This is a genomic window from Streptomyces sp. RLA131 (assembly GCF_056270125.1).
This window is the reverse complement of record NZ_JBWDOQ010000002.1, coordinates 4,464,078-4,486,600: the sequence shown is the minus strand read 5'-3', so window position 1 is coordinate 4,486,600 and position 22,523 is coordinate 4,464,078. Positions and strand designations below refer to the sequence as shown.

Sequence of the window (22,523 nt, the reverse complement as noted above, 5' to 3'; positions counted from 1 at the left end):
TGGCGTGTGGTTCCACTCCTGTTAACGAGAAGGTGGTCTCCGTGATCGCCAGGACGCGCACACCCCCCGTGCCCGGTGGGGCGCGAGGGGTGTGCGGGACGTGCGGTGAGGTGCGGTGAGACGCGGTCGAGGTGCGGTCGAGGTGCGGCGGGCGGCCTCAGGCCAGCAGCGCCGGGATGGTCCCCTCGTGCGCCTCGCGCAGCTCGGCCAGCGGCAGGGTGAACTGCCCCTGCACCTCGACGGAGTCGCCGTCCACGACACCGATACGGGTGGCCGGCAGGCCACGCGCACCGCACATGTCGGTGAACCGGAGCTCCTCGCTGCGCGGGACGGCGACGACCGCGCGCCCGGCGGACTCGCTGAACAGGAAGACGAACGGATCGAGGTCCTCAGGGACCACGAGCCGGGCGCCCTGCCCGCCGCGCAGGCAGGATTCGACGACCGCCTGCACGAGCCCGCCGTCCGAAAGGTCGTGCGCGGCGTCGACCATGCCGTCGCGCGACGCGGAGATCAGGATCTCGGCGAGCAGCTTCTCCCGCTCCAGGTCGACGGCCGGCGGCAGCCCGCCGAGGTGCCCGTGGGCCACCTGCGACCAGGCGGAACCGCCCAGTTCCTCCTTGGTGTCGCCGAGCAGGTACAGCAGATGGCCCTCGTCGGAGAAGGCCATCGGCGTACGCCGCGTGACGTCGTCGATGACACCCAGCACCGCGACGACCGGCGTGGGGTGGATGGCCACGTCGCCCGTCTGGTTGTAGAGCGACACATTGCCGCCCGTCACCGGCGTGCCCAGCACCAGACAGCCGTCGGCCAGCCCCCGGCAGGCCTCGGCGAACTGCCACATGGCCGCCGGGTCCTCGGGGGAGCCGAAGTTGAGGCAGTCGGAGACGGCCAGCGGCTTGGCGCCGGTGGTCGCCACGTTGCGGTACGCCTCGGCCAGCGCGAGCTGCGCCCCGGTGTACGGGTCGAGCTTGGTGTAGCGCCCGTTGCCGTCCGTGGCGACGGCGACACCGAGGTTGGTGTCGGGGTCGATCCGGACGATGCCCGAGTCCTCGGGCTGCGCCAGCACCGTGTTGCCCTGGACGAAGCGGTCGTACTGGTCGGTGATCCACGCCTTGGAGGCCTGGTTCGGGGAGGAGACCAGCGCGAGCACCGAGGCGCGCAGCTCGTCGCCGCCGACCGGGCGGGCGAGCGCGTTGGCGTCGTCGGCCTGGAGCGCGTCCTGCCAGGCGGGACGGGCGTACGGGCGCTCGTAGACCGGGCCCTCGTGGGCCACGGTGCGCGGCGGGACGTCCACGATCTGCTCGCCGTGCCAGAAGATCTCCAGCCGCTCGCCGTCGGTCACCTCACCGATGACGGTGGCGATCACGTCCCACTTCTCGCAGATCTCCATGAACCGGTCGACCTTGCCCGGCTCCACGATCGCGCACATGCGCTCCTGCGACTCGCTCATGAGGATCTCCTCGGGCGAGAGCGTCGCGTCACGCAGCGGCACGGTGTCGAGCTCGACCCGCATGCCACCGGAGCCGGCGGACGCCAGCTCGCTCGTCGCGCAGGACAGACCGGCGCCGCCGAGGTCCTGGATGCCGGCGACGAGGTCCTCGCGGAAGATCTCCAGGGTGCACTCGATGAGCAGCTTCTCCTGGAAGGGGTCGCCGACCTGCACGGCGGGCCGCTTGGTGGGGCCGCTTTCGGAGAAGGTCTCGGAGGCGAGCACCGAGACGCCGCCGATGCCGTCGCCGCCGGTCCTGGCACCGTAGAGGACGACCTTGTTACCGGGGCCGGAGGCCTGGGCGAGGTGGATGTCCTCGTGCTTCATCACGCCCACGCACAGCGCGTTGACCAGCGGGTTTCCCTGGTAGCAGGAGTCGAAGACGACCTCGCCGCCGATGTTGGGCAGGCCCAGGCAGTTGCCGTACCCGCCGACGCCGGCCACAACGCCAGGCAGGACGCGCTTGGTGTCGGGGTGGTCGGCGGCACCGAAGCGCAGCGGGTCCATCACGGCGACCGGGCGGGCGCCCATGGCGAGGATGTCGCGGACGATGCCGCCCACGCCGGTGGCCGCGCCCTGGTACGGCTCGATGTAGCTGGGGTGGTTGTGCGACTCGACCTTGAAGGTGACCGCGTACCCCTGGCCGACGTCCACGACGCCCGCGTTCTCGCCGATTCCGACGAGCATCGCGTCGTTCTGCGGGGCCTTCTCGCCGAACTGCTTCAGGTGGATCTTGCTGCTCTTGTACGAGCAGTGCTCGGACCACATGACGGAGTACATGGCGAGTTCGGCACCGGTCGGGCGGCGGCCGAGAATTTCCCTGACGCGCTCGTACTCGTCCTGCTTCAGGCCGAGTTCGGCCCACGGCTGATCCGTGTCGGGGGTTTCGGTGGCGTGCTTGACGGTATCGAGGGTCATGACGACGTGACCAGCTTCCTCAGGATCGAGGTGAAGAAACCGAGACCGTCGGTGCGACCGGTGCCGATCAGCGACTCGACGGCGTGTTCGGGGTGGGGCATGAGGCCGACCACATTGCCCGCCTCATTGGTGATTCCGGCGATGTCGCGCAGCGAGCCGTTGGGGTTCCAGTCCGCGTACCGGAAGACGACCCGCCCCTCGGCCTCAAGGGCGTCAAGGGTGTGTTCGTCGGCGGTGTACCGGCCGTCGATGTTCTTCAGCGGGATGCTGATCTCCTGGCCCGCTTCGTAATCGGCGGTCCAGGCGGTCCGGTTGTTCTCGACCGTCAGCTTCTGGTCGCGGCAGATGAAGTGCAGGTGATTGTTGCGCAGCATCGCGCCGGGCAGCAGGTGGCTCTCCGTCAGCACCTGGAAACCGTTGCAGATACCGAGGACCGGAAGACCGTCCTTCGCGCCCGCGATGACGGTCTCCATCACCGGCGAGAAGCGCGAAATGGCCCCGGCCCGCAGATAGTCGCCGTAACTGAAACCGCCGGGCAGGACGACCGCGTCGACCTGCTTGAGGTCCTTGTCACGGTGCCACAGGGCCACCGGCTCGGCGCCGGCCAGACGCACCGCGCGCTGGGTGTCGCGGTCGTCGAGGGTGCCCGGAAAAGTGACGACACCAATACGTGCGGTCACTGTTTTTCTCCGTTCGGTTCTCCGCCCGCTCGGCGAGCGCGCGCGTCGGGGGTCGTCAACGACCCGGTGAGCTCGTGTGCGTCGCTCACGAGTCGACCCTCACGGTGAAATCCTCGATCACGGTGTTGGCGAGGAAGGTCTCGGCCATCTCGCGGATACGGCCGAGGGCGGCGTCGTCGACCGGCCCCTCGACTTCGAGTTCAAAGCGCTTGCCCTGCCGGACATCTGCGATTCCCTCGAACCCGAGACGCGGCAGCGCACGCTGCACCGCCTGGCCCTGGGGGTCGAGGATCTCCGGCTTGAGCATGACGTCGACTACGACGCGTGCCACGGTCACTCCCGGTGGTGGTGTTGCGTGAGACGTCCCTCAGCGTACCCCGTACGAAAATCTACGCGAGTAGATATGGGTCGAAATGCGTGCGGAAATCAGGCGGCGGTCATTGCTCCAGGGACACGCTGAGGAAATATTTCGGGGCTTCCCGTCACAATGTTTCCCGATGTACAAATGAAAAGTATTGACCCGGGCCGCTCGGATTCGATACAACATCGACGGTCATCACAGGTGCGAACCTGTTCCGCACGAAAGGACCCATCCATGGCGCAGCGCGTAGTGGTCACCCTCTCCGACGATCTCGACGGCGGCGAAGCGGAGGAAACGATCACTTTCGGCCTGGACGGGAAGTCCTACGAGATCGACCTCTCGACCGTCAATGCGGACAAACTGCGCGATGCGCTCTCTCCGTACGTCGAGGCGGGGCGCAAGCACGCCCGCTCCGGCAAGACCTACAAGCGCACCTCGGTAGCCCCCGACCCGGCGGCGGTGCGCGCCTGGGCCCGCTCGAACGGCTTCGACGTGCCGCCGCGCGGCCGCATCCCCAAGAAGGTCTACGAAGCGTTCACCGACGCCAGTTGAGCCGCCGGCCGGGCCGATTGGACAGGCACCCCGGGTGATCCGCTACAGTTTGGAACACGCCGAGGGCAGGGCCGAAAAGGCCAGGTCAGCGGAGGTCACGCGGGTGTAGCTCAGTAGTAGAGCGCCCCCCTTCCAGGGGGGAGGCGCAGTGTGCGATTCCTGTCACCCGCTCTGACTGCCATACCTGATCCCGCTGTTCAATGGGATCAGGTACAGTGGTCGCCGTGCGGACGTGGCTCAGTTGGTAGAGCATCACCTTGCCAAGGTGAGGGTCGCGAGTTCGAATCTCGTCGTCCGCTCTTGTACGAAGGCCCTTGACCGGATTCCGGTCGGGGGCCTTCGTCGTGTCGGTCCCGGCCCGGCGGATCAAGAGGGGCCAATATCAGGTTTGGCGCCTGCGCGGGGCTCGGTTAGAGTAGGCCTCGCAACACCGCAGGCGGACGTAGCTCAGCTGGTAGAGCGCAACCTTGCCAAGGTTGAGGTCGCGAGTTCGAACCTCGTCGTCCGCTCCACAGGTACGAGGGCCCCGGATCATCCGATCCGGGGCCCTCGTCGTTTCACCGGGCGGGTCGCCAGGTGTGTCACCAGGTGTGTCACCAGGCGGTGCCCGTCAGCCTTTCGAAGGCCTCGATGTACTTGGCGCGGGTCTGCTCGACCACCTCGGCGGGCAGCGCGGGCGGCGGCTGCTCGCTCCCGCGGTCCCAGCCGGAGGCCGGCGAGGTCAGCCAGTCGCGCACGAACTGCTTGTCGTACGAGGGCTGCGGGTGCCCCGGCTCCCAGAGGTCGGCGGGCCAGAAGCGCGACGAGTCCGGGGTCAGCACCTCGTCGGCGATGGTGAGCGTCTCGCCGTCGAAGCCGAACTCGAACTTCGTGTCGGCCAGGATGATGCCCCGCTCGCGCGCGATGTCCCGGGCCCGCCCGTATACGGCCAGCGTCGCCTGGCGCAGCTGGGCGGCGGTGTCCGCGCCCACCTGGCGGGCGACCTCCTCGTACGGCACGTTCTCGTCGTGCTCGCCGACCGCGGCCTTCGTCGCCGGGGTGAAGATCGGCGCGGGCAGCTCGGAGCCGTCGACCAGCCCCTCCGGAAGGGTCACCCCGCACACCGTGCGGTCCTGCTCGTACTCGGCCAGCCCGGACCCGGTCAGATAGCCCCGGGCGACACACTCCACCGGCACCATCCGCAGCGACCTGCAGACCGTGGTGCGGCCCGCCCAGTCGGCGGGGGCGCCCTCGGGGACCTCCGTGGAGATGACGTGGTGCGGCACGATGTCGGCCAGCTGGTCGAACCACCACAGGGACAACCGGGTGAGCACCCGGCCCTTGTCCGGGATCTCGGTGGGCAGCACCCAGTCGTACGCGGACATCCGGTCGCTGGCCACCATCACCAGCTCTCCGGCCTCGTTCTGGTACAGGTCGCGCACCTTGCCGGTGTGCAGATGCACCAGCCCTGGCACGCGCACGGGCTCGGGCTTGTCGACGAATCCGGACATGGGTCCTCCCCGGTCGGCGGTTCAGCTCCCGATTCTCCCGCACGGCGTGCGTCCCGGCGCGCGCCGGGTCCGCTGAGGGCCGCACCGGATCGCGCGGTCCTCTGGACCAGGAGCCCACGCTGCTCCTGCTCACAGCACTGGCCGACGCCCCCGGCACGGCTACGCCCTCATCCAGGAAATCTCCGCGATCTCCGAAGGCCGCGTCACCATGCGCACCGGGACGCTGTACGGCGCGCTGGACCGGCTGCTCGGACAGGGGCTGATCCGCGTCGACCGGGAGGAGATCGTGGACGGCCGAGCCCGGCGCACCTACGCCCTGACGGACAGCGGCCGGGCCGCACCCACGGCCGAGGCCGAACGGCTGCTGACACTGGCGGCCGAAGCCGAACGGCGGCTGGGCCGCCGGGTGCAGCCGCGCACGGCGGGGGGAATGGCATGAGCGAGCCGATCACCGGAGTGCTGCGGCTCGCACTGCGGCTGTACCCCGCCGCGTACCGCCGGGACCGCCAGGACGAGATCGCCGGGGTGTTCGCCGACACGACGACGGGCGCGGGGCGGATCGGCACCGCGCGCGAGGCCTTCGACGTCGCCGCGCACGGACTGCGGCTGCGTACCCGCCTGACCTCCGCACGCCTCCCTGGACGGCTGGCGGCCGAGACGGCTCCGGCCGGGCCCACCTCGCGGTGGCCGCGGTGTGGGTGCTGGCGATGGGCGCGGCGCTCTTCGGCCGCTGGACGGCGGCGCGGGCACTGGCGGCAGTGGCGGGGGCCGGGACGCTGGTCTTCGTGGCCCTGCTGAACTCCGAGTCCCTGGAGTACTCCCGCCACGTCGGCGGGCCGGACAGGACCGTGATCCTGGCGTGGCTGGCCTCGGGGCCGGCGTGGTCGCTGCTGCTGGTGGCCGCCCCGCCGGATCTGCTCGGCGGCGCGGGGCGGGCGCGGCAGCGGGCCGTCGCGCTCGCGTTCCTGGTGGCCCTGGCCATCCAGGCTTCCTCGACCGTGATTCCCGGCCGGGTGCTCCAGTATCTGCTGTTCCCCGCGATGATCGCCTGCGTGGGACTGCTGTGCGCCGATCGGGAGCGGCTGCTGCCCCTGGGGGTCGCTCTCGCCTTCCTGCCCCTGGGACTCGGCACCACGCTGCTTCTCATCCTTGATTCCCTGCGCGGACTACGGCACGGCTATCCGGACCAGCAGCCCTACGGCCTTGTCCTCGCCGCCGCACTGGTCGTGTGCGCGGCCGTGGCGGCCGTACGGCTACGGCGACCGCGCCTGAGCAGGGCCTAACCGCGCTTGCTGATCCGGTCCAGGAGGTTGGCGGTCGCGCGCTGGATACGCGGGTCCACATGGCCGGGGCGGTCCAGCGCGGGCGACCACGCGAAGGTGCCGGAGGCGAAGACGAGGGCGCCGCTGGGGGCCTGGTAGAGGGAGGTCTCCTGGTGGCGGGGGCGGCCGGCGGTGTCCTCGTACGGGGAGTGGGCCAGCAGGATGCGGCTCCGGGTGGGCGGGAGGGACGTACGGGGGAAGTAGCGGTCGGCCTCGCCCGCCACCAGGCCGGGGATCTCCTCGCCGTCGGCGGCGCCGGTGGCCTCCCAGAGCCAGTGACCGGCGTTGCGGACGACCAGGGGCGACGGCTCCGGGACCCGGCCGGCGTACTGGATGCCGAGGATCAGCTGCTCGGGCTCGCCCTGGTCCCGCCACAGGGCGGTGCGGCCGCGGGGGTCGGAGCGGCGCTTGCGGCAGCTGAGCAGGCGGTGCGGCTCACCGGCGGGGGACGGATCGAGCTCGACCTGCCAGTACATGGTGTTGGCGGAGAGGAAGACCAGCGAAGTGCCCTGGTCGCGGGCGGCCTCGACGGCCCGGCGCATGGGCACCGACCAGTACTCGTCGTGGCCGGGGAAGACCAGGCCCCGGTAGCGGCCGGGGTCGACGCGGCCGGCGTGCAGATCGCGGGCGTCGGCGTAGGCGAGGTCGTAGCCGTAGCGCTCGGCCCAGCGGATGAAGTCGTAGGCGTGGCCGACGTGGAGGGGCAGGCCCGCGCCGGCGTAGGGGCGGTCGAAGGAGACGGTGACGGCGGCGTCCTCCTCGCCGAGCAGCCGGCCCCGGTCGTCCCACGCGTGATAGAGGCTGGCGCCGGTGTGGCCGTCCTCCGGGTAGAGGTTGTACGCCTGCCAGGTGATGTCGGGCAGCAGGAGCAGCAGGTCGGCGACGGCCTCCGGGTCGCGGACGGTGAAGGGGACATGGCTGCGGTAACCGTCGTCGGTGGTGAGTACGGCGACGTAGGCCCCGGTCTTCCAGTACGAGGGGACCTGGAGGCGCCACGACTGCCACCAGTGGTGGCAGGAGATGGTGCGGCCGGCGGCCAGCGGCAGCGGCTGGACGATGCCGGAGAGCCGGGGGCTGGTGGTGACCTGGGCGGCGCCGTCGCCGCCGTAGTGGCCGATGCGGTAGATGTCGATGCCGAACTGCTGGGGCGGGTCGACGGTGACGCGGAAGTCGATGGCCTCGCCGGGGGCCACCGCGCCCGTGGAGGCGAAGCCCTTGATCTGGCGCTTCACGTCGTCCGAGGAGCGCGGGCCGGGGCTCTTGCGGGGGCGGGGGACGCTCTCGCCGCTGCTGACGGCGAGGTCGACGTACCAGGGGACGACCTGGCCGGTCTCCTCGTCCAGATACTCGGTCGTGCCGCGCAGCCACGGCACCGGGCCCTGGCCGAAGGGGTCGCCGACCCCGTGCGCCAGCGCGCCTGACTGCCAACGGCGGACTCTCTCCGGTCCCACGGCGCTCCCCTCCTCGTCCCGCTCCCCCGAGGTGGTGTAGGTGCGTTTGCGGGTCCAGCACATCACATAAAGCACGCACGCCGTTACTGTTCGTGGCGAATTGATGCACAAATTCGGTCAGTTCTCCACGCCTCGTCAGACAAGGCGGACCGGCTTCTCCAGCCGGACGCCGACCGCGCCGAGCCAGGAGCGCAGCGGCGCCGGGTCGGCGTTCTCGACCAGCCGCAGCACCGGCCAGGCGAGGTCGGCCCTGCGGGCGCCGTTGACCAGCAGGGTCGGGCCGTCGAGCCAGTCGAGTCCCGGGGCGGCGCCGGCGGTGTCCACCGCCGCGCAGCAGACCATGGCGGTGACATGGTCGGTGAGCAGTTCCCGGCCCGTGCGGGGCGGAAGGAGCTGGTACACCGCCGGCGCCGCGGGATCCTCGGGGTCTTTGGCGCCGGGTATACGGCGGGCCGCCTCCTCCTCGCGGGCGACATGGCCGGTGATCCGGGCGGCCAGCTCCTCGCTGCCGCCGGCGGCGAGGCGGTCCAGGACCCGGGCCAGGGTGGCGCGGCCCGGCTCGTCCAGCACCTCGGGCGGCAGCGAGGCGCGCCGGGCGTGCACGCCCATCAGCAGTCTCTCCGGGGCCGGCGCGGGCTGGGTGACATCCGCCGCGGCCGGTCCGCCGGACGGGGTCCGTACGACCGGGCCGCCCACCTCGTCCAGCACGGTGACGAGCCGGGCGGCGTCACTGCGCCAGATCCGGTCGACGACCTCCTCGGGATAGGTGTCCCAGCCGACCGGCGCCCAGTCGGGGCCGGGGCGCTGCGGCCCGGCGTGGAAGAGCCGGGCGGCGAGCAGCGAGGCGGCCTCGTCCACCGTGCCGGGCTCTTCGAGCAGATCGCAGGCCGGGCGCTCGCCGAGCCGTGACTCGAAGCCCTCCGCGAGCCGGTCCCGGCGGGACAGCTCGGTCAGCGCGGCCACCACGCCGGCGTCCAGCCGGGACGGCCAGCGGCCCATCCGCCAGGCCGGCAGGGCGACCCTGGTCAGCAGCCGGTCCCAGCCCGCGTAGGCCAGGCCGACCTGTTCCTGGGCCACGATCCGCAGGCCGTAGTCGACCGCCTGCGCCCGCTCGGACGCCGAGGCGGCCACCGCCCGTTCCATCTCGGCGGCGTGCGCCCGGCAGCCGCGCAGCAGCAGCCGGGCGACCCACCCGAGGAAGGCGTACGCGGGGCGCACGAGCCGTCGTGCGCCGCGCCGGCCCGAGGACTGGGCGCTGATGGCCACCGCCGCGTCCAGACCGCGTACGAAGCGACGGGCCGCGGCTATGTCCGGATCCGCGGCGGGGCCGGTGCCGGCCACCACGGGGGCGAGCAGGGCCCGTAGCTCGGCCACCCGCATCCACCACATGAAGGGCGAGCCGATGACGAGGACCGGGGCGGTGGGGGAGGCCGGCGCGACCGGGGAGTCCGGGGCACCCTTCGCCGTGCGACGGCGGCGGGACCGGGACTGGTGTGTCCGGTCCTCCAGCCAGCTGTCGCAGTCGGGCGTCAGCTCTATCGAGGAGGGCGCCGGGACCTGGAGGCGTACCGCCAGGTCCCGGACCATCCGGTAGAGATCGGGCGCGGCGGACTCGGCCACCGGCACGGTGGGGCTGACGGCGGGCCTGGCCCGTACGATCACGGCCGCGACGGCAGCCGCGAGCAGCAGCACGAGCACGGCACACCCGACCACCGGCCAGCGGACGGTGTGCGAGGTGTCGCCGGCGATCCGGCCGGTCGCTCCGCCCACGAGCAGGACGACCGCCACGGCTGCGGGCAGCAGGGCGACCGCCAGCGCGGTGCCGCGGATCCGCAGCACCGACATCGCGCGGGCCTGCGCGAATCCCTCACCTGCTTCTCCGGCCAATGTGCTGCTCACCCCCAGCCGACCCAGCCGACGCGACCGCATGCCTGTGCATGTCCCCACTGTCGCACCGCCCACTGACACCGCAATGTCCGTACGGCCAGTTGCCGCAGCGCGGCAGTGCACTTGCCGGGAACCCTAGTTGGGGAGCGGGGCGGAGTCATCCATATGGCCCAGTCATCACCCCATGGAGTGGCTTTGGTCAGAGCCGGTCAGAAGATCGGTTACCCTTCGGCGGCCGGAGCGCCGGCCGACTCGGCCGTCGTGACCGCCGCTGTCGTGGCCGCAGCGGCGGCGGCCGCCAGGGCCGCGATGTCCGTACGGTGGTGGGAGCCGTCCAGCGTGATCCGCTCCACCGCCCGGTAGGCCCGCTCACGGGCCTTGCCGAGACCGGAGCCGGTCGCCGTGACCGACAGGACACGGCCGCCCGCGCTGACGGTCCGCCCCTCGGCGTCGAGCCTGGTGCCCGCGTGCAGGACGTAGGCGTGCTCGTCCTTGTCCGCGACCGCTTCCAGACCCGTGATGGGGTCACCGGTCCGGGGGGTGTCCGGGTAGTTGTGCGAGGCGATCACGACGGTCACCGCGGCGCCGTCACTCCAGCGCAGGGTGGGGAAGGCCGCGAGGGTGCCGTTGGCCGAGGCGCGCAGCAGACCGGCCAGCGGGGTCTTGAGCCGGGCCAGCACGACCTGGGTCTCCGGGTCGCCGAACCGCGCGTTGAACTCGATGACGCGCACGCCGCGCGAGGTGATCGCCAGCCCCGCGTAGAGCAGGCCCGAGAACGGGGTGCCCCGGCGGCGCAGCTCGTCCACGGTCGGCTGCAGGACGGTCCGCTCGACCTCGTCCACCAGCTTCGGGTCCGCCCACGGCAGCGGGCTGTAGGCGCCCATACCGCCGGTGTTCGGGCCCTGGTCGGCGTCGAGCGCGCGCTTGAAGTCCTGGGCCGGCTGGAGGGGTACGACGGTCTCGCCGTCGGTCACCGCGAAGAGCGAGACCTCCGGGCCGTCCAGGAACTCCTCGATCACCACGCGCTCACAGGCGTTGGCGTGCGCGCGGGCCGCTTCGAGGTCGTCGGTGACGACGACGCCCTTGCCGGCCGCCAGCCCGTCGTCCTTGACGACGTACGGCGCGCCGAAGGCGTCCAGCGCCCGGTCCACCTCGGTGGGGGTCGTGCACACATAGCTGCGGGCCGTGGGCACGCCCGCGGCGGCCATCACGTCCTTCGCGAAGGCCTTGGACCCCTCCAGGGCCGCCGCCTCCCGGCTCGGGCCGAAGCAGTCGACGCCCCGTGCGCGCACCGCGTCGGCCACTCCGGCCACCAGCGGCGCCTCCGGGCCGACCACGACGAGGTCCGCCTCCAGGCGCACGGCGAGGTCGGCCACCGCGGCGCCGTCGAGGGCGTCGACGACGTGCAGCTCCGCCACGTCGGCGATGCCGGCGTTGCCGGGCGCGCAGTGCAGCGCGCTCACGTCGGGGTCGAGGGACAGGGCACGGCACAGGGCGTGTTCGCGGGCTCCGCCGCCGATGACAAGGACCTTCACGCGCCCAGCGTATCGGCCTCCGGCCCTGGTCCGGCCCCGGGGCCGCCGGGCCGGGGCCGGACCACCCGCACGACCGGCCTCCCCCGGGGTCCGTCCGGGTGGACCCCGGCGGTGGCCGAGCGCGGCGGAGGCGACCGGGCCCCGTAAGGACGGGTCACTCGTTCGGGTGGCGGAGGTATAGGCGTATACCTGACCACGGGCCACGAACGGAGGGAAAAGTCAGGATCGGGCCTGCACGGTCAGCCGTTCGGCGGTAAGAAGGTGGCCGATCGGTCGGGAGGTCCGCCGGAATGCGAGGGAGCGCGCAGTGAGCCAGCCGGACATGTATCCCGAGGAAGCCCCACGGGACCGGGAGCGGGATCCGGAGCGGGACCGGGAGACCCCCGAGAGGCGGCAACGGGAGGATCTGCGCGCGCTGCCGTTTCCGCTGGGCGACTGGGGGGAGCCGGCCGAGCGGCTGGAGGAGCTGTACCGGTGGGCCGAGGAGGGCGCGCTGCGCACCGCCGACTGGTATCTCGGGGACCGGGTCCACAAGCGCCGCTGGGCCCGTGCGCTGCGGCTCGGCGCGGCGTTGAGCACCGCCACCGGCGCCGTGCTGGCCCTGACCGGGCCGTTGCGCGGGGCGGTGATCGCGCTGCTCGCCGCCGCGATCTGCGTGGGCCTGGACCGGGCCTTCGGCCTGTCGGCCGGATGGATGCGCGATGTCGCGACGGCGCAGGCCGTACAACGCAGGCTCGACACGCTGCGCTTCGACTGGGCGTCGGAGTCCGTGCGTGAGGTGCTGGGTCCCACCGAGGGCACGGCCGCCGAGGCGGCCGAGCGGTGCCTGGGGGTGCTGCGGCGCTTCAGCGACGACGTGTCGGAACTCGTGCGCACGGAAACCGCCGACTGGATGGTGGACTTCCACGCCGCGAGCCCGCAGTTGCGCACGCAGTCACTGGCCGGAGGCTGGGGACAGCGGGCCGAGAGCGGCGCGCCCGTGGGCCGGTTCCCGCTGCTGCCCGGCGGGCGGCCGAACATGCCGCGCCAGCGGCCCCCCGAGGGGCCGCGCGCGAGCTGACGCGAGGCCCGGCCGGGACCTGCCTGGACCGCCTGCCGGGACCGGCCGGGCCCAGGGGGGACCCGCCGGGACCGGCGGTGGCCGGTCCCGGCGGACCGGTCAGCTGAAGACGATCATCGAGCCCTGCCCCAGGGAGCGGGTCGCCGCCGCGTGCAGGCCCAGCCAGACGTGGCGTTCACGGGCGAAGGGGCTGTCGTCCGCGGGACCGTACGGCATCGGCGACGGCTCCTCCAGGTCCGTGGCGCGGACCGGGGGCGCGGGCGGCGGGGGCGGGTTGCGGGGATCGATGCCGATGACCGGGGCGACCAGCTCCAGTTCGCGCAGCAGGCCGTGGGAGGAGCCCAGCGGGCCGCCGCCTTCGAGGAGTTCGTCGCTGACGACGGGCTGGGCGAAGTCGAGCGGGACGTATCCGCCGGCGTGGTCGTAGTGCCAGACCAGGTGCGACTGCTGGGCCGTGGCCTCGAACATTTCCAGCAACTGCTCGTAGTCGCCGCCGAGTTCGTCGACCGGGGTGACCTCCAGGCCCTGCAGGTGCAGCAGATACGCGCGCCTGAGGAAGTGCAGCGCGTCGTAGTCGAAGCCCGCGACGGGCGCGACGTCGCCGGAGAGTCCCGGCATATAGCTGTAGACGGGCACCGGAGGCAGTCCGGCCTCGCTCAACGCCTTGTCATAGCGGGCGATTTCCTCGGCGAACGGGTTTTCCGGGCTGTGACAGAGCACATCCACGAGGGGAACCAGCCACAAGTCGCAGGCCACAGGCAACGCTCCAAGTCCGTCGTCAGGTTCGGGACAGCGTAGTGGGATGTGCGCTGTGCGTCAGGAGAGGGAGAGCTTGTCCACCAGTGCGAGCATGTGCTCGTTGTACTCGTTCATGATGCGCTGGACGGCGTCCGGGTCGCGGTCGGCGACGGCCGTGGTGAGCTCGACGTGGTCCGACCAGCACAGTCCGGCAGGCGAGGGCGCCTTGCGCAATAAGGGCACCGCGTAGACCCAGGTGTGCGTGCGCAGGCGGTCCAGGAACTCGCCGATATGCGCGTTGCCGGCCAGGGCCGTGCCCTCGCGCCAGAAGCGCAGGTCGTGGCCGATGAGGATGTCCAGTTCCCCGGCGCGCGCGGCGCGGGCCGCGGCCTCGGCCCTGCGGCGTACGGACGCGAGCGCGGTGGGCTCGGCCTCGCGCATGCCGCGGGCGGCGATACGGCGGAAGATGCCGTCGGTGACCAGGGTGCGGGCCTCCAGCATCGACCGGAAGTCCCTGAGGGTGAAGCGGCGCACCTGGAAGCCGCGGTGCTGCTCCAGGTCGAGCAGGCCCTGCGCGGCGAGGTCGACCAGCGCCTCACGGACGGGCGTGGCGGAGACCCCGTACAGCTCGGCGATCTCCTTGACGGTGAAGTGGTGGCCCGCCTGGAGTCTGCCGGTGAGCACCTCGTCGCGCAGCGCGTCGGCGATCTGCTGCCGCAGGCTGCTCCGTCTGACGGGTGTGCTGTCCGGCATGTTCCTCCTCCGCCTCATCCGTGACGAGGCCGTGGCCCCCGCCAACCTTAGGTGAGGGCCACGACAAAGCGTTACGCGAGACAGCGGAGTGACAGACAGAACAAGCGGGACAGGCGCGACAACGCGGTAAGGCCTTACACGGTGTGCGCGTCCGCGACCGACAGGGCCTCGTCGAGGAGTGCGAGGCCTTCCTTGGCCTCGGCATCGCTGATGTTGCAGGCCGGGACGACGTGCGTGCGGTTCATGTTCACGAAGGGCCACAGGCCGCTGCGCTTGCAGGCCGCCGCGAACTCGGCCATCGGCGCGTTGGCGGCGCCCGCCGCGTTGTAGGGCACCAGCGGCTCGCGGGTCGCCTTGTCCTTGACCAGCTCCAGCGCCCAGAACATGCCCAGGCCGCGCACCTCGCCGACGCTCGGATGGCGGTCGGCGATGGCGCGCAGCCCGGGGCCGATGATGTCGGCCCCGACGCGGGCGGCGTTGTCGACCACGCCCTCGTCCTCCATCACGTGGATGGTGGCGACGGCGGCGGCGCAGGCCAGCGGGTGGCCGGAGTAGGTCAGACCGCCGGGGTAGGGGCGGGTGGCGAAGGTGGCCGCGATCTCCTCGCTGATGGCGACGCCGCCGAGCGGTACGTAGCCGGAGTTGACGCCCTTGGCGAAGGTCAGCAGGTCGGGCGTGACGCCGAAGTGCTCGGCGGCGAACCACTTGCCGGTGCGGCCGAAGCCCGCCATGACCTCGTCGAAGGTGAGGATGATGCCGTGGCGGTCGCAGATCTCGCGTACGCCCTGGAGGTAGCCGGGCGGCGGGGTCATGATCCCGGCGGTGCCGGGGACGGTCTCCAGGATGATCGCGGCGATGGTGGCCGGGCCCTCGAAGGCGATGGTGTCCTCAAGGTGCTGGAGCGCGCGCTGGGTCTCCTGCTCCTCGGTCTCGGAGTAGAACGCCGAGCGGTACAGGAACGGCGCCCAGAAGTGGACGACGCCCGCCGCGCCCAGGTCGGACGGCCAGCGGCGCGGGTCGCCGGTCAGGTTGATCGCGGTGGAGGTGGCGCCGTGGTACGAGCGGTAGGCGCTCAGCACCTTGTGCCGGCCGGTGTGCAGCCGGGCCAGGCGTATGGCGTTCTCCACGGCCTCGGCGCCGCCGTTGGTGAAGAAGATCTTGTTCAGGTCGCCCGGGGTGCGCTCGGCGATCAGCCGGGCCGCCTCGGAACGGGACTCGATCGCGAAGGCGGGCGCGAAGGTGGTCAGCCTGCCCGCCTGCTCCTGGATCGCGGCGACGACCCTGGGGTGCTGGTAACCGATGTTGGTGTAGACCAGACCGCTGGAGAAGTCGAGGTACCGCTTGCCGTCGTAGTCCCAGAAGTACGAGCCTTCGGCGCCGGCCACCGCGAGCGGATCGATGACCTCCTGCGCGGACCAGGAGTGGAAGACGTGGGCGCGGTCGGCGGCCTTGACGGCGGCTCCGGTCTCGGGGTCAGCGTGAGGAAGGGTCATACGCCCCAGGCTAGGGAATCGCCGCGTCGGCAGGCCACCGTCACCCTGTATGGCGCTCGCCACTCACGCCGACAGTCTGTCGGGGTAAGGGGCGAGCGCCATGGCGGGCGGCCCTTACCGGGCGCCCCGTGCGGGCTCGTCGGACCTACCGGCTCGCCGGACCTACAGGAAGGAGTTGATCTCGATGGTCTCGGTGCGGCCCGGGCCGACACCGATCGCGGAGATCGGCGCGCCGGACATCTCCTCCAGCGCCTTCACGTAGTCCTGCGCGTTCTTGGGCAGGTCGTCGAAGGTCTTCGCCTTGCTGATGTCCTCGGACCAGCCCGGCAGGTACTCGTAGACCGGCGTGGCGTGGTGGAAGTCGGTCTGGCTGAACGGCAGTTCCTCGAACCGCTCACCGTCGATCTCGTAGGCGACGCAGACCGGGATCTGCTCCCAGCCGGTGAGGACGTCGAGCTTGGTGAGGAAGAAGTCGGTGAGGCCGTTGACCCGGGTCGCGTAGCGGGCGATGACCGCGTCGAACCAGCCGCAGCGCCGGTCGCGGCCGGTGGTCACACCGCGCTCGCCGCCGATCCTGCGCAGCGCCTCGCCGTCCGCGTCGAGCAGTTCGGTCGGGAACGGGCCGGCACCGACACGGGTGGTGTAGGCCTTGAGGATGCCGATGACCCGGGTGATCTTCGTCGGGCCGATGCCGGAGCCGGTGCAGGCACCGCCGGCGGTCGGGTTGGACGAGGTGACGAAGGGATACGTGCCGTGGTCGACGTCGAGCAGGGTGCCCTGGCCGCCCTCCAGGAGAACGACCTTGTCCTGCTCCAGCGCCTGGTTGAGGACCAGGGTGGTGTCGGTGACGTAGTCCTTGATCTGCTCCGCGTAACCCAGGTACTCCTCGACGACCTGCTCGGCGCTGATCGCGCGGCGGTTGAAGAGCTTGACCAGCACCTGGTTCTTGTCGTTGAGTGCGGCGTCGACCTTCTGGACCAGGATCGACTCGTCGAAGAGGTCCTGAACCCGGATGCCGACCCGGTTGATCTTGTCGGCGTAGGCGGGGCCGATGCCGCGCCCGGTGGTCCCGATCTTGCGCTTGCCGAGGAAGCGCTCGGTCACCTTGTCGATGGTCTGGTGATACGGAGTGATCAGGTGAGCGTTACCGCTGATCAGGAGCTTGGACGTGTCGATGCCGCGCTCGTTCAGCCCGCTCAGCTCGGAGAGCAGGACCGCCGGGTCGATGACGACACCGTTTCCGATGACCGGGGTGCACCCCGGCGACAGGATTCCGGAGGGGAGGAGATGCAGCGCGTACTTCTGGTCACCGACGACGACGGTGTGGCCGGCGTTGTTGCCGCCCTGGTAACGCACTACATAGTCGACCGAGCCACCGAGCAGGTCGGTGGCCTTCCCCTTGCCTTCGTCACCCCACTGAGCACCGAGCAGCACAAGTGCGGGCACAGGCGTACACCCCTTCCGGGCGGGGCATGTCCAACGTGCGCAGAGCCGTCGAACCGGTGCCCCGGAATAGACGAAGCCCCTGGCGCAAGACGGCGCAAGGGGCTCTTGCACCGAGATATTACCTGAGGAAGGACCAAGGTGTCGGCTCAGCGACCGGGACATCCCCCGGCATCCGGCCGGGGGCACTCCCTGCTGGTGGTCATCGACCCGGCGGCCCGTGCCATGGACGGCGAATCCGTGCGAATCGCAAAGGATGTCCTGTGCGCGGGGTCTTCCTCCGTAAAGATCGCACTTCCCGACACGGCGGAAGAAGTGGACCGGGCGCTGGTCCACCGGGGAAGGCGGCGGCCGGTCGTCATCGGTGACGACGCGGCGCTGCTGCGCGCGCTGCGCACGCTGCACCGGGAGCGCGCGCTCGGCGACGCCCCGGTGGCGCTGGTGCCGGTCGGGCACCGGGCGTCGCTGCCGCTGGCCCGGGCGCTGGGCGTGCCGTCCGGGGCGGTGCCGGCGGCGCGGGCGGTGCTGGACGGGGCGGAACGGGAGCTGGATCTGCTGGTCGACGAGAGCGGCGGGATCGTGGTCGGCGCGCTGCGCATCCCGTGCGGCGCCGTACCGCCCCCGGCCCGGCAGTGGTGGACACCGGTGGAACTGGCCGCGCGCTCGCTGGTGCGGTCCCTGGTGCCGGCCGGCCATCCGCAGCGGCTGCGCGTGGAGGCCGACGGCGTCCTGCTGGCCGATCTCGACCGGCCGGTGCGGGAGGTGTCGGTGCGTACGGCGCAGCAGCCCGGCTTCGCCGAGGTGCTGGTGCGCGGCCGCAACGGCGCGGGCCCGGTCTCGGTGGCGGCCCGTACCGTCACCGTCTCGGGGCGCGACTTCCGCTACCGGGCGGACACCTCGGTGACCGGGCCGGTGCGCACGCGCACCTGGACCCTGCAGCCGGCGGCCTGGCGGCTCACGGTGCCGCGCTGAGAATCAGCGCCCCCGGCCACCTACCGCCGGGGATCCCCGGTCCGGCGGTTGCGGGCAGGCGCGGCCGAAGGCCGCACGACGCGGTGGACTCCGGCGGTCACAGCGCCGGGCCCTGCCGGGCCTTGTGCTCGCGCCAGCGGTCCATCACGCCCAGCATCTCGTCGTGCAGGAACTCGAAGAAGGCGGCGGTCTCGGCCATCCGCATCCCGGCCGGCGTGTCGGGGCCCAGGGCCTCGGCACCGCCGCGCAGGGTGTTCCGCCAGCGCAGCAGGACCTGGTCGCGGCGGGTGATCGACTCGTACCAGAGGTCGTTGTGGACCCGGTAGCGCTCGCGCCGTGAGCCGGGCTCCCGCTCGCGGGAGACCATGCCGACCTGGGAGAGATAGCGCACCGCGCCGGAGACGGCCGCCGGGCTGATCCGCAGCCGCTCCCCCAGCTCGGCCGAGCTGAGCGCGCCGTCGTCGGAGGCGAGGAGAGCCGCGAAGACGCGGGCGGCCATCCGCTGCATGCCGGCTTCGACGAGCTCGGCGGCGAACCGCTCGACGAACGTCAGGGACTCGGCTTCCACGACCGCCTCCGTTCGAACACATCAGACGCAGGTGCCCGCTCCACCAGCGGCGCCTGCCCGCATCGGAGTTTACACTCTTCGCCATCTTCACAACTTCCTGAAAGTAGCGTACATTCAGAAACATGACGGAGGCAATCAGTGTGGCGGGACTGCACAAGTCCTTCGGCCGGACACACGCGTTGGACGGCCTGGACCTGACGGTCCGCACCGGAGAGGTGCACGGCTTCCTCGGCCCGAACGGCGCCGGGAAGTCCACGGCGATCCGCGTCCTGCTCGGCCTGCTGCGTGCCGACCGGGGCGCGGTGCGGCTGCTCGGCGGCGATCCGTGGCGGGACGCTGTCGAGCTGCACCGGCGGCTCGCGTATGTGCCGGGCGACGTCACGCTGTGGCGCGATCTGAGCGGCGGTGAGGTCATCGACCTGCTCGGCCGACTCCGCGGCGGCCTGGACGGCAACCGCAGAAAGGAGCTGCTGGAGCGCTTCGAGCTCGACCCGACGAAGAAGGGCCGGGCCTACTCCAAGGGCAACCGGCAGAAGGTCGCCCTGGTCGCCGCCTTCGCCTCCGACGTCGACCTGCTGATCATGGACGAGCCGACCTCCGGGCTCGACCCGCTCATGGAGGAGGTCTTCCGCGAGTGCGTCGTACGTGAGCGCGACCGGGGGCGGACGGTGCTGCTGTCCAGCCACATCCTCAGCGAGGTCGAGGCGCTGTGCGACCGCGTCAGCATCATCCGCAAGGGCCGCACCGTGGAGACCGGCACCCTGGCCGAGCTGCGTCATCTGACCCGCACCTCCGTCACCGCCGAGCTCGCCGGCCCGCCGAACGGGCTCGGCCGGCTGCCCGGCGTCCACGGGCTGGACGTCTCGGGCAGCCGCGTGAAGCTCCAGGTCGACACGGACAAGCTCGACGCGGTGCTTCGCCAGCTCGGCGAGTCGGGTGTCCGCAGCCTGATCAGCAGACCTCCGACACTGGAGGAGCTCTTCCTGCGGCACTACGAGGAAGAACCGGTCCGATGAGAGGCACGATGAGGGGCACCGGCATCCTCACCCTGCTCGCTCTGCGCCGCGACCGGATCATGATCCCGGCCTGGGTGCTGCCGCTCGCTCTGATGGTGGCCTCCACCGCCGCCGCCTTCGGCAAGCTGTACGACACCGGGGCGAAGCGGGCCGCCGTGGCGTCCAGCGCCACCGGAAACGGCTCGCTGCGCGCGCTGTACGGCCCGGTCTTCGACACCGGTACCGGCGGGCTGACGGCCTGGCGGACCCTGGCCTTCGGCGCGGCCCTGGCCGGGCTGATGGCTCTGCTGCTCGTCGTGCGGCACACCCGGGAGGAAGAGGAGGCCGGCCGGCTCGAACTGATCGGCGCCGGCGCGGTCGGGCGGCGGGCGCCGCTGACCGCCGCCCTCACCACCGCTTTCGGGGCCTCGCTGCTCCTCGGGCTGCTCGTCACCCTGGCCCTGCTCGGGCAGGGGGCCGCCGGAGCGCTGGCCCTCGGGCTCGCCTTCGCCGGCGCGGGGTGCGCGTTCGCCGCGGTCGCGGCGGTCACCGCCCAGCTGACGGAGAGCGCCCGGACCGCCAAGGGCATGGCCGGCGCCGTGCTGGCGCTCGCCTTCCTGCTCCGGGCGACGGGGGACGCCGGGTCCGGCACCCTGAGCTGGCTCTCGCCCCTGGGCTGGGCGGAGAACCTGCGGCCGTACGGGGGCGAACGCTGGTGGGTGGCCGGGCTGTTCGTGGTCTGGGTAGCCGGGCTCGTCGCCGTGGCCTACGCCCTGGTCGCCCGGCGCGACCTGGACGCCTCGCTGCTGCCCTCCCGTCCGGGTCCCGCGGAGGCCGGGCCCCGGCTGCACGGCGTCTTCGGGCTCGCCTGGCGGCTCCAGCGCGGCTCCCTGGCCGGCTGGGCCCTCGGCTTCGCCGTGGGCGGCGCCGCCCTCGGGGCCATCACCAACGGCGCGGCCGACCTCGTCCGCGACAACCAGCGGCTCGCCGACACCATGCGGTACATGGGCGGGGCGTCCGGGCTCGTGGACTCCTACCTCGCCGCGATGATCGGCGTCATGGGCATGATCGCCGCGGTCTATGCCGTGCAGGCGGTCCTGCGGCTGCACACCGAGGAGACCTCCGGCCGGGCCGAACCCGTCCTCAGCACCGGGGTCAGCCGGTTGCGGTGGGCCGCGAGCCACCTGTCCGTGGCAGCCGCCGGATCCGTTCTGCTGATGCTCCTCGCGGGGCTGACCATGGGCCTCGGCTACGGCGCCACCGTCGACGACACAGGCGGCCCGCCCGGACGGCTCGTCGGCGCCGGCCTCGTCCAGCTCCCGGCGGTCTGGGTGGTGGCGTCGGTCGCCCTGCTGCTCCACGGCCTGACGCCCAGGCTGGCGAAGGCGAGCTGGAGCGTGGCCTCACTGACCCTCGCCATCGGTCTCTACGGCCCCGCCCTCGGGCTCAACCACTGGGCGATGGACCTCTCGGTCTTCACCCACCTGCCCAAGGTTCCCTCCGCCGAGGTCACGGCCGGGCCGCTGCTGCTCCTGACCCTCCTCGCCGCGGCCCTGGGCGGCGCCGGGCTGGCCGCCCTGCGCCGCCGGGACCTCATAGCGTGACGTTCAGCGCGCTCAGGCCGCGGATGACGTAGCCCGGGTTCCACTCCGGCTCGGCGACCAGCCGCAGGCCCGGTGCCCGGCGCAGCAGGGTGCCGAAGGAGGCGGCGAGTTCGATCCGGGCCAGCGGGGCGCCCAGGCAGAAGTGGATGCCGGCGCCGAAGGTGACGTGCGGGTTCTCCGTCCGGTCCAGCAGCAGTTCGTCCGGGCGGTCGAAGCGGGCCGGGTCGCGGTTGGCCGAGCCGAAGATCAGCGCCACCTCGCTGCCCCGGGGAATGACCGTCCCGCCGAGCTCGATGTCGTCCAGCACCCACCGCTCGAACATCTGCAGCGGCGTGTCGAAGCGCATCAGTTCCTCGACGGCGGCGGGCAGCAGCGCCTCGGGTGCCGCGCGGAGGGCTTCGAGCTGTTCGGGGTGGCGGAAGAGCGTCCACCAGCCGTTGCCGGTGGTGTTGACCGTCGCCTCGTGACCGGCGTTCAGCAGCAGCACGCAGGTCGAGATCATCTCCTGCTCGCTCAGCCGGTCGCCCTCGTCATGGGCGGCGATCAGCGCGCTGACCAGGTCGTCGCCCGGTGCCTTGCGGCGCTCGGCGATCAGTTCGCGCAGATACGCGGAGAACTCCACGCTCGCCCGCACCGCGCGCCGCGCCACCTCCTCGCCGGGGTTGAGCTCGAACATCCCGACGATGTCCGCCGACCAGGGCCGGAGCAGGTGCCGGTCCGCCGGCGGTATTCCCAGCATCTCCGCGATCACCGCCACGGGCAGCGGCTCCGCGACCTTCGCCATCAGGTCGCCGCCGCCGTCCGCCAGCAGGTCGTCCACCAGCTCCTCGGCCAGCCGCCGCACCGTCGGCGTCAGCCGCTCGACCGTCCGGGGTGTGAACGCCTTGGACACCAGACGCCGGATACGGGTGTGGTCCGGTGCCTCCAGGTCCAGCAGCCCGTTGCCGTTGAGGGTGTGGAAGGGCTCGTGCTCCGGCGGTGGCGCCGTTCTGCCGAACTCCTCGTGGCTGAAGCGATGCAGATACGTCCGCCCCAGCCGGCGGTCCCGCAGCAGCGCGTTCACGTCCTCGTAGTGCGGGATGAGCCACTGCCCGCTGGGCTCGAACCAGTGCGCGCGGCCGGCCGCGCGCAGCTCGGCATAGGCCGGGTAGGGGTTGGCCACGAACTCGGGCGACCACGGGTCGAAGACAGGCGCTGCAGTGCTCATGCTCC

20 protein-coding genes, 3 tRNA genes and 1 pseudogene are annotated in these 22,523 nt (G+C 71.9%); 11 read left to right on the top strand and 13 right to left on the bottom strand.

The features are described from left to right. Window positions 1-157 precede the first annotated feature (157 nt). The 3 genes from purL to purS all read right to left on the bottom strand — a co-directional run bounded on the left by purL (window position 158) and on the right by purS (window position 3,418). Complete coding sequence (purL, locus tag RWE79_RS21375; protein ID WP_475941672.1) at window positions 158-2,407, bottom strand: phosphoribosylformylglycinamidine synthase subunit PurL; 2,250 nt, start codon at window positions 2,405-2,407, stop codon at window positions 158-160. After that, window positions 2,404-3,087: a phosphoribosylformylglycinamidine synthase subunit PurQ gene (gene purQ / locus RWE79_RS21370; protein ID WP_475941671.1), complete on the bottom strand. Its 684-nt coding sequence runs from the start codon at window positions 3,085-3,087 to the stop codon at window positions 2,404-2,406. Before purQ ends, purL begins: the two co-directional genes overlap by 4 nt. Before the next feature lie 85 nt (window positions 3,088-3,172). Further along, window positions 3,173-3,418 carry a phosphoribosylformylglycinamidine synthase subunit PurS gene (purS, locus tag RWE79_RS21365; RefSeq protein WP_475941670.1) on the bottom strand — a complete coding sequence of 82 codons (246 nt, stop codon included), beginning with the start codon at window positions 3,416-3,418 and terminating at the stop codon, window positions 3,173-3,175. A gap of 264 nt (window positions 3,419-3,682) precedes the next feature. Between purS and RWE79_RS21360 the strand changes: the two genes are divergently transcribed. The 4 genes from RWE79_RS21360 (at window position 3,683) to RWE79_RS21345 (ending at window position 4,512) form a co-directional block, all read left to right on the top strand. Further along, window positions 3,683-4,000 carry a histone-like nucleoid-structuring protein Lsr2 gene (locus RWE79_RS21360; protein ID WP_475941669.1) on the top strand — a complete coding sequence of 106 codons (318 nt, stop codon included), beginning with the start codon at window positions 3,683-3,685 and terminating at the stop codon, window positions 3,998-4,000. A gap of 99 nt (window positions 4,001-4,099) precedes the next feature. After that, window positions 4,100-4,171, top strand: a tRNA-Gly gene (locus tag RWE79_RS21355). A gap of 55 nt (window positions 4,172-4,226) precedes the next feature. After that, a tRNA-Gly gene (locus RWE79_RS21350) sits at window positions 4,227-4,299 on the top strand. A 137-nt stretch (window positions 4,300-4,436) separates the two neighbouring features. Continuing rightward, a tRNA-Gly gene (locus RWE79_RS21345) sits at window positions 4,437-4,512 on the top strand. Window positions 4,513-4,593: 81 nt separating this feature from the next. On the opposite strand, the gene RWE79_RS21340 is transcribed toward RWE79_RS21345, so the two are convergent. Continuing rightward, the gene (locus tag RWE79_RS21340) at window positions 4,594-5,490 is read right to left on the bottom strand and encodes a phosphoribosylaminoimidazolesuccinocarboxamide synthase (protein ID WP_475941668.1); all 897 of its coding nucleotides are present in this window, start codon (window positions 5,488-5,490) and stop codon (window positions 4,594-4,596) included. 101 nt (window positions 5,491-5,591) lie between these two features. Here RWE79_RS21340 and RWE79_RS21335 point away from each other — a divergent pair. The 3 genes and pseudogenes from RWE79_RS21335 to RWE79_RS21325 all read left to right on the top strand — a co-directional run bounded on the left by RWE79_RS21335 (window position 5,592) and on the right by RWE79_RS21325 (window position 6,773). Continuing rightward, window positions 5,592-5,929: pseudogene (locus RWE79_RS21335) on the top strand (PadR family transcriptional regulator). Further along, window positions 5,926-6,288, top strand: a complete 363-nt coding sequence (locus RWE79_RS21330; RefSeq protein WP_475941667.1) for a hypothetical protein — start codon at window positions 5,926-5,928, stop codon at window positions 6,286-6,288. The pseudogene RWE79_RS21335 and the gene RWE79_RS21330 overlap by 4 nt, the downstream one beginning before the upstream one ends. Further along, window positions 6,198-6,773 carry a hypothetical protein gene (locus RWE79_RS21325; RefSeq protein ID WP_475941666.1) on the top strand — a complete coding sequence of 192 codons (576 nt, stop codon included), beginning with the start codon at window positions 6,198-6,200 and terminating at the stop codon, window positions 6,771-6,773. The genes RWE79_RS21330 and RWE79_RS21325 overlap by 91 nt, the downstream gene beginning before the upstream one ends. Here RWE79_RS21325 and RWE79_RS21320 read toward each other — a convergent pair. The 3 genes from RWE79_RS21320 to purD form a co-directional block, all read right to left on the bottom strand. Further along, the gene (locus RWE79_RS21320; protein WP_475945982.1) at window positions 6,770-8,263 is read right to left on the bottom strand and encodes a N,N-dimethylformamidase beta subunit family domain-containing protein; all 1,494 of its coding nucleotides are present in this window, start codon (window positions 8,261-8,263) and stop codon (window positions 6,770-6,772) included. The genes RWE79_RS21325 and RWE79_RS21320 overlap by 4 nt on opposite strands. A gap of 135 nt (window positions 8,264-8,398) precedes the next feature. Further along, a complete protein-coding gene (locus RWE79_RS21315; protein WP_475945980.1) occupies window positions 8,399-10,108 on the bottom strand; it encodes a hypothetical protein in 1,710 nt (569 codons plus the stop codon). Between the two features lie 263 nt (window positions 10,109-10,371). Next, window positions 10,372-11,685, bottom strand: a complete 1,314-nt coding sequence (purD, locus tag RWE79_RS21310; protein ID WP_475941665.1) for a phosphoribosylamine--glycine ligase — start codon at window positions 11,683-11,685, stop codon at window positions 10,372-10,374. A 307-nt stretch (window positions 11,686-11,992) separates the two neighbouring features. On the opposite strand from purD, the gene RWE79_RS21305 reads away from it, so the two are divergent. Further along, the gene (locus RWE79_RS21305) at window positions 11,993-12,745 is read left to right on the top strand and encodes an SLATT domain-containing protein (protein ID WP_475941664.1); all 753 of its coding nucleotides are present in this window, start codon (window positions 11,993-11,995) and stop codon (window positions 12,743-12,745) included. 99 nt (window positions 12,746-12,844) lie between these two features. Here the strand turns inward: RWE79_RS21305 and RWE79_RS21300 are convergent, their stop codons facing one another. The 4 genes from RWE79_RS21300 to RWE79_RS21285 form a co-directional block, all read right to left on the bottom strand. Then, a complete protein-coding gene (locus tag RWE79_RS21300; protein ID WP_475941663.1) occupies window positions 12,845-13,501 on the bottom strand; it encodes a hypothetical protein in 657 nt (218 codons plus the stop codon). 60 nt (window positions 13,502-13,561) lie between these two features. Continuing rightward, complete coding sequence (locus tag RWE79_RS21295) at window positions 13,562-14,236, bottom strand: GntR family transcriptional regulator (RefSeq protein ID WP_475941662.1); 675 nt, start codon at window positions 14,234-14,236, stop codon at window positions 13,562-13,564. 134 nt (window positions 14,237-14,370) lie between these two features. Continuing rightward, complete coding sequence (locus tag RWE79_RS21290) at window positions 14,371-15,729, bottom strand: aminotransferase class III-fold pyridoxal phosphate-dependent enzyme (RefSeq protein ID WP_475941661.1); 1,359 nt, start codon at window positions 15,727-15,729, stop codon at window positions 14,371-14,373. A gap of 162 nt (window positions 15,730-15,891) precedes the next feature. Next, window positions 15,892-17,175, bottom strand: a complete 1,284-nt coding sequence (locus RWE79_RS21285) for an adenylosuccinate synthase (RefSeq protein ID WP_475941660.1) — start codon at window positions 17,173-17,175, stop codon at window positions 15,892-15,894. A gap of 222 nt (window positions 17,176-17,397) precedes the next feature. Here RWE79_RS21285 and RWE79_RS21280 point away from each other — a divergent pair, with 222 nt between their 5' ends. Then, complete coding sequence (locus RWE79_RS21280; RefSeq protein WP_475945978.1) at window positions 17,398-18,144, top strand: serine/threonine-protein kinase; 747 nt, start codon at window positions 17,398-17,400, stop codon at window positions 18,142-18,144. A gap of 97 nt (window positions 18,145-18,241) precedes the next feature. Here the strand turns inward: RWE79_RS21280 and RWE79_RS21275 are convergent, their stop codons facing one another. Next, window positions 18,242-18,652, bottom strand: a complete 411-nt coding sequence (locus RWE79_RS21275; RefSeq protein WP_475945976.1) for a GbsR/MarR family transcriptional regulator — start codon at window positions 18,650-18,652, stop codon at window positions 18,242-18,244. A gap of 182 nt (window positions 18,653-18,834) precedes the next feature. Here RWE79_RS21275 and RWE79_RS21270 point away from each other — a divergent pair, with 182 nt between their 5' ends. Then, window positions 18,835-19,728: an ABC transporter ATP-binding protein gene (locus tag RWE79_RS21270; RefSeq protein WP_475941659.1), complete on the top strand. Its 894-nt coding sequence runs from the start codon at window positions 18,835-18,837 to the stop codon at window positions 19,726-19,728. Beyond that, entirely contained in the window at window positions 19,725-21,311 is a 1,587-nt protein-coding gene (locus RWE79_RS21265; protein WP_475941658.1) for an ABC transporter permease, read from the top strand. Before RWE79_RS21270 ends, RWE79_RS21265 begins: the two co-directional genes overlap by 4 nt. Here RWE79_RS21265 and RWE79_RS21260 read toward each other — a convergent pair. Next, complete coding sequence (locus tag RWE79_RS21260) at window positions 21,301-22,518, bottom strand: cytochrome P450 (protein WP_475941657.1); 1,218 nt, start codon at window positions 22,516-22,518, stop codon at window positions 21,301-21,303. The genes RWE79_RS21265 and RWE79_RS21260 overlap by 11 nt on opposite strands. Window positions 22,519-22,523 lie beyond the last annotated feature (5 nt).

Bases quoted from the DNA above. Each gene is read 5' to 3' on its own strand.
- RWE79_RS21290 (WP_475941661.1), bottom strand. From the start codon at position 15,729: ATGACCCTTCCTCACGCTGACCCCGAGACCGGAGCCGCCGTCAAGGCC.
- RWE79_RS21325 (WP_475941666.1), top strand. From the start codon at position 6,198: ATGGGCGCGGCGCTCTTCGGCCGCTGGACGGCGGCGCGGGCACTGGCG.
- RWE79_RS21275 (WP_475945976.1), bottom strand. From the start codon at position 18,652: ATGCAGCGGATGGCCGCCCGCGTCTTCGCGGCTCTCCTCGCCTCCGAC.
- RWE79_RS21360 (WP_475941669.1), top strand. From the start codon at position 3,683: ATGGCGCAGCGCGTAGTGGTCACCCTCTCCGACGATCTCGACGGCGGC.
- RWE79_RS21265 (WP_475941658.1), top strand. From the start codon at position 19,725: ATGAGAGGCACGATGAGGGGCACCGGCATCCTCACCCTGCTCGCTCTG.
- RWE79_RS21295 (WP_475941662.1), bottom strand. From the start codon at position 14,236: ATGCCGGACAGCACACCCGTCAGACGGAGCAGCCTGCGGCAGCAGATC.
- RWE79_RS21280 (WP_475945978.1), top strand. From the start codon at position 17,398: ATGGACGGCGAATCCGTGCGAATCGCAAAGGATGTCCTGTGCGCGGGG.
- RWE79_RS21260 (WP_475941657.1), bottom strand. From the start codon at position 22,518: ATGAGCACTGCAGCGCCTGTCTTCGACCCGTGGTCGCCCGAGTTCGTG.
- RWE79_RS21270 (WP_475941659.1), top strand. From the start codon at position 18,835: ATGACGGAGGCAATCAGTGTGGCGGGACTGCACAAGTCCTTCGGCCGG.
- RWE79_RS21330 (WP_475941667.1), top strand. From the start codon at position 5,926: ATGAGCGAGCCGATCACCGGAGTGCTGCGGCTCGCACTGCGGCTGTAC.
- RWE79_RS21315 (WP_475945980.1), bottom strand. From the start codon at position 10,108: ATGTCGGTGCTGCGGATCCGCGGCACCGCGCTGGCGGTCGCCCTGCTG.
- RWE79_RS21340 (WP_475941668.1), bottom strand. From the start codon at position 5,490: ATGTCCGGATTCGTCGACAAGCCCGAGCCCGTGCGCGTGCCAGGGCTG.
- purL (WP_475941672.1), bottom strand. From the start codon at position 2,407: ATGACCCTCGATACCGTCAAGCACGCCACCGAAACCCCCGACACGGAT.